This is a genomic window from Companilactobacillus nuruki (assembly GCF_002872255.1).
Taxonomy (GTDB): Bacteria; Bacillota; Bacilli; order Lactobacillales; family Lactobacillaceae; genus Companilactobacillus; species Companilactobacillus nuruki.
In genome coordinates this window covers 1-823 of the sequence record NZ_NIPR01000053.1, presented here as the reverse complement: position 1 = coordinate 823, position 823 = coordinate 1, and the positions used below count along the sequence as shown (strand labels likewise).

Sequence of the window (823 nt, the reverse complement as noted above, 5' to 3'; positions counted from 1 at the left end):
GGTTACAATTAGTTATACTTTTAGTTGGCAGTTTGATCGTAATTTACATGGGAATAAATTTACTTCGATCTCAAACTACCGACATTAGTGGTGAGGCTACACCTGAAATGACTGTTATAAAAACTATTACATCAGCCTTTGTAGTTATCTGGTTTAATCCTCAAGCTATTATTGATGGTTCAATGATGTTAGGCGCTTTTCAAGTTACTTTGCCGGCATATAGTTACCCAATTTTCATTACCGGAGTTGGAATTGCTTCAATACTTTGGTTCTTTATTCTCAATGCCGTAGTAACCAAATTCAAAGATAAATTTAACGCTAAAATTTTACGAATTATTAATCTAATCTGTGGAGCAATTATTATTTTATATGGCGGAAAATTATTACTAAACTTTTTTACCTTGTTAATGCATTAAAAGCCTTCAAGAATGGGTCTTTATAATTAAATTCAATCTAATAAATCAAATAAAGATTAATAAATTTCAAATTTTATTATTTACATTTTCAAAAAACATGCTAATATAAGTGTCACAAGATAAAAACGACAAGAAAGAAGAGTAAGACATTCCACACTGACAGTGAGTTGGGGCTGGTGAGAACCCAATCGGTAAATGGATTGTTTGAATAACACTTTCTTATGTTTCTGGCTAAAATGAGTAATCAAAGTAAGTTCAGACGTTAACCGGTACGTTACCATCGGTGGAGCATGTTAGTGCTCTTATTGAGGTGGTCTATTTTTATATAGACAACTTGGGTGGTACCGCGAAAAGTCTTTCGTCCCAGTTATTATTAGTTTAATAACTGGGACGAAAGACTTTTTTAT

Annotated in this window: 1 protein-coding gene and 1 other annotated feature; the gene reads left to right on the top strand. The window is 32.2% G+C overall.

What is annotated here, in order from left to right:
• On the top strand, window positions 1-416 hold a 416-nt coding region (locus CBP76_RS11470; RefSeq protein WP_102197004.1), incomplete at its 5' end, for a LysE/ArgO family amino acid transporter.
• A gap of 119 nt (window positions 417-535) precedes the next feature.
• Window positions 536-785: a binding site (T-box leader), on the top strand.
• Window positions 786-823 lie beyond the last annotated feature (38 nt).